Annotated in this window: 7 protein-coding genes; 1 reads left to right on the top strand and 6 read right to left on the bottom strand. The window is 63.9% G+C overall.

The genetic code is table 11. From position 1 onward, the window contains the following. Positions 1–254: 254 nt before the first annotated feature. The 6 genes from JOY90_RS04725 to JOY90_RS04750 form a co-directional block, all read right to left on the bottom strand. Positions 255–1,475 (bottom strand): ABC transporter substrate-binding protein, encoded by a 1,221-nt coding sequence (locus JOY90_RS04725; RefSeq protein ID WP_291689993.1) that lies wholly within the window; start codon positions 1,473–1,475, stop codon positions 255–257. A 9-nt stretch (positions 1,476–1,484) separates the two neighbouring features. Further along, positions 1,485–2,504: a branched-chain amino acid ABC transporter permease gene (locus tag JOY90_RS04730; RefSeq protein ID WP_291689994.1), complete on the bottom strand. Its 1,020-nt coding sequence runs from the start codon at positions 2,502–2,504 to the stop codon at positions 1,485–1,487. Positions 2,505–2,506: 2 nt separating this feature from the next. Next, a complete protein-coding gene (locus JOY90_RS04735) occupies positions 2,507–3,385 on the bottom strand; it encodes a branched-chain amino acid ABC transporter permease (RefSeq protein WP_291689995.1) in 879 nt (292 codons plus the stop codon). Positions 3,386–3,397: 12 nt separating this feature from the next. Continuing rightward, positions 3,398–4,111, bottom strand: a complete 714-nt coding sequence (locus tag JOY90_RS04740) for an ABC transporter ATP-binding protein (RefSeq protein WP_291689996.1) — start codon at positions 4,109–4,111, stop codon at positions 3,398–3,400. Continuing rightward, positions 4,108–4,905, bottom strand: a complete 798-nt coding sequence (locus JOY90_RS04745; protein ID WP_291689997.1) for an ABC transporter ATP-binding protein — start codon at positions 4,903–4,905, stop codon at positions 4,108–4,110. The genes JOY90_RS04740 and JOY90_RS04745 overlap by 4 nt, the downstream gene beginning before the upstream one ends. A 69-nt stretch (positions 4,906–4,974) precedes the next feature. Next, the gene (locus JOY90_RS04750; RefSeq protein WP_291689998.1) at positions 4,975–5,853 is read right to left on the bottom strand and encodes an IclR family transcriptional regulator; all 879 of its coding nucleotides are present in this window, start codon (positions 5,851–5,853) and stop codon (positions 4,975–4,977) included. Positions 5,854–6,041: 188 nt separating this feature from the next. On the opposite strand from JOY90_RS04750, the gene JOY90_RS04755 reads away from it, so the two are divergent. Continuing rightward, on the top strand, positions 6,042–6,535 hold a 494-nt coding region (locus tag JOY90_RS04755), incomplete at its 3' end, for an enoyl-CoA hydratase/isomerase family protein (RefSeq protein ID WP_291689999.1).

Below are 6,535 nucleotides of genomic sequence, written 5' to 3' on the forward strand. Positions count from 1 at the left end.
GCCGGCCGGCGAGTGATGTCGAGCCGTGGATTTGCGGCATGGTCCGATCACCGTACCGTGGTTAAGGGTGGCTGGCAAAATGCCAGTGCACCATTTCGGTCACGACGGCACGGCCTGTCAGCCACGAACGTGCGCGGCCGCAAACGCGCCGCTAGAGCTTTTTCCGTTCCGATGGAATCGGAACGGAAGCTCTAGGTTCTTTGTTTGACGCGTTTTCTTCACGCGAACCGGTATCCACTTCGCTCGAAAAGGCTTTAGTTGCCGACCTCGTCGGTGATGATGTCGCCGAACAGGTCCCACTTCTCGCCCTTGAACCGCATCATCTGAAGCTGTTTCAGCGGGGCGTAATCGGTGGGGGAGGTATTGACCTTGACGCCGGGCAGCAACGTGTCGGGCGCAAAATCCTTCAGGCTCGCCGCCTGCTTCATGACGTTGGCGCGGGTGAGGTCGTCGCCGCACATCTGCAGCACCTTCACCATGGTTTGCGCCGCGCCATAGCCATACACCACGGAAGCGTCGAGCCTGTTGCCGTCGGGGTAGTATTTGACCAGGAAGTCCAGAAACTTCTTCATGCCGGGATCGCCGTTCCACTGCGGATCAGCGCCGTCCTTGGCGTAGGCAGCAGACAGAATGCCTTGCGAGTTCTCGTAGCCGGCCGGCCTGATCACGCCGCCGACGGAGGAGGAGACGTTGGAAACGATGTGCAAGGGGTGCCATTCGATCTCGGCGATCTTCTTGATCGCCTGCGCGGCGAATTTCGGCGTGGTGATCGAAATGAAGACGTCGGCGCCGGTCGCCTTCAGCTTGACGACGTGGCCGTCGATCGAGGGCTCCGAGGTCTCATAGGGCTCTTCTGCGATGATCATCGCGGTCTTGGCCCCGAGCCCGTCCTTCAGGCCCTTGAGGTAGTCCTTGCCGAAGTCGTCGTTCTGGTAGAGCACCACGATCTTGCCGTCCGGCTTCTCCTTCATCAGGTACTTCGCATAAATGTGCGCTTCGCTCTGGTAGGAAGGCTGCCAGCCCATGGTCCATGGGAACTCCTTCGGATCGTTCCACTTGGTGGCGCCGGTCGCGACGAAGAGTTGCGGCACCTTCTTGGCGTTCATGTACTTCTCGATCGCCGTGTTCGAAGGGGTGCCGAGCGAGTTGAAGATCAGCAGGACCTCGTCGCTCTCGACCAGCTTGCGCGCCTGCTCGACTGCCTTCGGCGGGCTGTAGCCGTCGTCATAGGAGATGAAATTGATCTTGCGGCCGTTGATGCCGCCCTCGTTGTTGACCTTGTTGAAATAGGCCTGCTCGGTCTTTCCGATCACCCCATAGGCGGAAGCGGGGCCGCTGTACGGCATGATGTTGCCGACCTTGATCTCGGTGTCGGTCGCTCCGGTGTCGTATTTCTTCTGGGCGGACGCTCCGCTACAGGCAAAGGCGATTACCGCCGCAGCGAGTGCGGCGGTACGTGGCAGGCTCGATCGCATTCCAGCTCCTCAATTCCTCCTGACCTTGCCGATCAGGTTATGCGCTACCATGGCAAACTGTCGGGCGCCGTGCGGCACCAGGTAGATCACGAGGAAAAGTAGCACGCCGAATACGGCACCGGACAGCCCCTTGGAGATGCCTTCCGCGATGTTCGGCACGAAGATGATGAAAGCCGAGCCGATGATCGATCCCGGCAGCCAGCCGACGCCGCCGACCACCATGCCGAGGAACAGGGAGATCGCAAGCGTGATGGTGTAGCTGTCGGGCGCCACGAACTGCACCGTGATGGCGCCAAGGCCACCGGCGACGCCGGTGATGCCGGCGGAGACGCCGAACGCCAGCGTCTTGTACAGCGCGACGTCGACGCCCATCGCGGATGCTGCGATCTCGTTGTCGCGGATCGCCATGAAGGCGCGTCCGGAGCGCGAGCGCAGCAGGTTGACCGAGAACACGTAGATCGCGATCGTGACGACGAGCGTGAAATAATACAGCCACATGTCCTGCGACATCGGCAGGCCGAACGGTGCGTCCGGCTTGGTCACGACCAGGCCCTGCACGCCGCCGGTCCACTTCTCGAAATAGCCGAGCTTGAGGAGCTGCGGCATCGCGGTCGCAAGCGCGAAGGTCGCGAGCGCGAGATAGACGCCGGACAGCCGCAGCGCCGGCTGGCCGAACAGGAAGCCGGCCCCGAAGCACAGCACGCCCGCGATCGGCAGCGTCAGCGCGTAGTTGACGTCGAAATGCTCCATCAGGATCGCGGAAGTGTAGGCGCCGATGGCGTAGAACGCGCTCTGGCCCAGCGAGAACTGGCCGCTGCCGCCGGTCAGGATGTTGAGCGCCAGCACGGCGAGGCCGTAGATCAAGAGCATCGTCATCTGGAAGATGATGAAGTTCTTGACCAACAGCGGCACGACCAGCAGCAGCAGCACCACCACCAGCGAGGTGCCGGAGCCGAGCGTCATGGCCCGCTTCGGTACGGCTTCGACCGCCGGGGCTTCCGTGACGACGTCTTCGATGGCTGCGCTCATGCTCAAACTCGCTTCACGATGGGCCGGCCGAACAGGCCGGCGGGTTTGATGACCAGCACGGTGATGATGAGGGCAAGCGCGATCGGCAGCTTCAGCTCATTGCCGACCCCCGGGATGTAGGTTCCCACCAGGTTCTCGAAGATGCCGACCAGAAAGCCGCCGACCACGGCGCCGAACGGGCTCGTCAGCCCGCCGAGCACCGCGGCGGCGAAGCCGTAAATCAGCACGCCCAGCATCATGTTGGGCTCCAGGAACACCACGGGCGCGATCATCATGCCGGCGACGGAGCCGATGGCCGCCGCCATGCCCCAGCCGAGCGCGATCATCCAGCTCGTGTTGATGCCGACCAGCCGCGCCGATTCCGGCATCGCTGCGGCGGCCCGCATCGCCAGTCCCATCCGCGTATACTGAAAGAAGAAGAACAGGCCGAGCAGCATCAACAAGGTGATGCCGATCATGCCGGCCTGGTGGGTCGAGATCAACTGGCTGCCGAGGAAGGGCGCGGAGCCGAACGGCGTCGGATATTGCTTGATGGTGAAGTCCCAGATCAGCCCGGCGCAGGAGTTGATGATGGAATAGAGCGCGATGAAGCCGGCGACGTTGGTCAGGATCGGCGCCTTGGCGAGCGGCTTGAACAGCACCCGCTCGATCGCGATGCCGGCGATGAAGGAGAAGATCAGCGTCAGCACGAAGGCGAGCCAGTAGGGCACGCCCCATTGCATCATCTGCCAGGAGATGAAGGTCGAGAACATCGCCATCTCGCCTTGCGCGAAATTGAGATGGTCGATCGCCTGGTAGATCATGACCACGGCGAGCGCCATGCAGGCGTAGATCGCGCCGGTCGAGATGCCGGCCAGGATTTGGTTGGTGAAAAGCTCCATGTGCCGGCGCTCCTAGTAACCCAGATAGGACTTGCGGACGTCCTCGTTGTTGGCGATCTCCTTCGCGCCGCCCGACATCACGATGCGGCCGGTCTCGATCACGTGGGCCTGATCGGCGAGCTCGAGCGCGAGCTGCGCGTTCTGCTCGACCACGAGGATCGTGACCTTCTCCTCGCGGTTGATGCGGCCGAGGATCTTGAAGAGGTCGCGCACGATCAGCGGTGCGAGGCCGAACGATGGCTCGTCGAGCAGCATCAGCCGCGGCTTCAGCATCAGCGCGCGGGCGACCGCCAGCATCTGCTGCTCGCCGCCCGACAGCGTGCCGGCCTGCTGGGTGTAGCGCTCCTTCAGCACCGGGAAGTAGCCGTACATCCGCTCGATGTCGGCGATGATGCCGGCGCGGTCGCGGCGGCTGATGGCGCCGAGCTGCAGGTTCTCCTCCACCGTCAGCGAGGTGAAGGTGCCGCGGCCCTGCGGCACGTGCGCGATGCCGAGCCGCACGATGCTCTCGGTCGAGCGGCCCATCAGCGACGATCCGTCGAACTCGATCGCGCCGGTCGAGCGCACCATATTGCAGATCGCGCGCAGCGTCGTGGTCTTGCCGGCGCCGTTGGCGCCGAGCAGCGTGGTCAGGCTGCCCTCGTTGAGCGCGAAGCTCAGGCCGTGCAGCGCCTGCACCTGGCCGTAATAGGAGCGCAGATCCTTGATGTTGAGCATCGCGGTCATTGCTCCTTGCTCCCCAGATAGGCCTTGATCACGTCGGGGTCGGACTGCACCTGGGTCGGCGTGCCCTCCGCGAGCTTGCGGCCGAAATTCAGCGCGACGACGTGGTCGGCGATCGACATCACGAGCCCCATGTGATGCTCGACCAGCAGCACCGTGATCTTGCGGTCGTCGCGGATGCGGCGGATCAGATCGCCGAGGACATGGACCTCCTCGTGGTTGAGGCCGCCAGCGGGCTCATCGAGCAGCAGGATCTTGGGGTCGGCCGCAAGCGCGCGAGCGAGCTCGACGCGCTTCTGGGTGCCGAACGGCAGGCCGGAGACAATGGTATGAGCGACGTCCTCGAGATCGAGATAGCCGAGGATCTCGTGCACGCGTTTGTTCATCGCGCTCTCGCCGCGGCGCACCCAGGCCAGCCGCAGCGAGTCCGAGATGATGTCGGAGGAGGTGCGGGCGTGGGTGCCGATGCGGACGTTGTCGAGCACCGAGAGGTTGGCGAACAGTGCGACGTTCTGGAAGGTGCGGCCGATGCCGATCTCGGCGATCTTGTGCGGCGGCCGTTTCAGGATGCTCTGGCCTTCCATCAGGATGTCGCCGGAGCTCGGCTGGTAGAGCCGGCTGAGGCAATTGAACAACGTGGTCTTGCCGGCGCCGTTCGGCCCGATCAGGCCGAGGATCTGGCCCTGCCGCATGTCGAAGGAAACGCCGTTCAGGGCCACGATACCACCGAACACGACGCTGACGTCGCGAACCGAAAGCAGCGCCTCGGCGCCCTGCGCCAATTGTGCCTGCGTCATATCGCCCCGCCCAATGCGCTGATTGGGCGGATGCGGCAGGACTCCCTGCCGCGGTCGCGACGTTGACGGTTATCTGATCCCCTCGGCCACGCGTGCAACTTTCCCTCCTGGTGCTTTCATTCTCTTGGTTTCTTGCTTTTTTGATTGTGTCGTTGGCGGCGTCATTCCGCCGAGCGCCGCCTCGATATTTCTTACCATCGCGACCAGACGAGGTCCAATGTCGTGCCGCAGCCGGTCTTCCGTGAAACGGAATGCCGGCGCGCCGCAGTTGAACGAATAAGGACCCGTTCCGTCATTTAACTTTAGTGCTACGCCGACTGCGGCCACGTCGTGCTGCCAGTCGCCCACCGACATCGCAAAGCCGTGCCTGGCGATCAATTCACCGGCGCGCTCGATACCGTCGCGCAGCTTGGACCAGCGGCTGCCATAGTGGTCGCGCAGATCGCGCAGCAGCGCCGCGCGATCGTCCGCCGGCAGTGCCCAGACATAGGCCCTGCCCATTGCCGTGGTTGCGATCGGCACCCGAGAGCCGACGTCGAGCTGGACGCCGAGCGTCATCCCGTTGCGGCTCTGTCCGAAATAGATCATGCTGTGCCGGTCGCGTCCACCGACCGCGACCGCGCCGCCGGTCTCGCGCATCACCTCCTCGCGGAACGGCTCCGACAGGTGACGAACCCCGAGGTTCGTAAGTGCGGCATAGCCCAGCGCCATGGCGGCGGGTGCGAGCTGATACTTCTCAAACCGCGGGACCGGCGTAAGATAGCCGAGCTTGGTCAACGTGTAGGTCAGCCTGGAGACGGTGGGCTTCGGCAGGTTGGTGCGAGCCGCGATCTCCTGGTTGCCGAGGAGGCCGTCATTGGGACGGAAGGCGCGCAGCACATCGAGCCCGCGGGAAAGTGCGACGACGAAATTGCGATCGGTCGCGACCTTCTTGCTCGAACGTTTCATCGCCTGCCGCTGCTCCGCGTTGACAACCGACGTGCTTCAAAATAACCCTCGATGTCAAGATGTGGAATTAAATTCCGCTGTGCGATATCTGGCTCCGGCCCAGCTGGTAAACGCAAGCGGTGGCTACTCAACGCAAGTTTAACGAACCAAGAACAAGCGATCCGCAACAAGCATCCAAGGAGCGTAGCGTGAACGAAGTGGTCAAGCTCGAACGTCACGACGTCATCGGCATCGTCACGGTCAACAGCCCGCCGGTGAACGCGCTGAGCGCCGCGGTGCGCGGCGGCATTCTGGAATGTATGAAGCAGGCGATCGCGGACCCCGAGGTCAAGGCGATCGTGCTGACCTGCGGCGGCCGCACCTTCATCGCCGGCGCCGACATCACCGAGTTCGGCAAGCCGCCGAAGCCGCCCGGCCTGCAGGAGGTGCTGACCGAGATGGAGGGCTCGCCGAAGCCGATCGTGGCCGCGATCCACGGCACCGCGCTCGGCGGCGGACTCGAGGTGGCGCTGGCCTGCCATTTTCGCGTCGCAACCAAGGATGCGCGGCTCGGCCTGCCGGAGGTGAAGCTCGGGCTGCTGCCCGGCGCCGGCGGCACACAGCGGCTGCCGCGCGCGGTGGGGCCGGAACTCGCCGTCAAGATGATCGTCGGCGGCGATCCGATCTCGGCGGCGGAGGCGCT

The organism is Bradyrhizobium sp. (genome assembly GCF_019242285.1).
Taxonomy (GTDB): Bacteria; Pseudomonadota; Alphaproteobacteria; order Rhizobiales; family Xanthobacteraceae; genus Bradyrhizobium.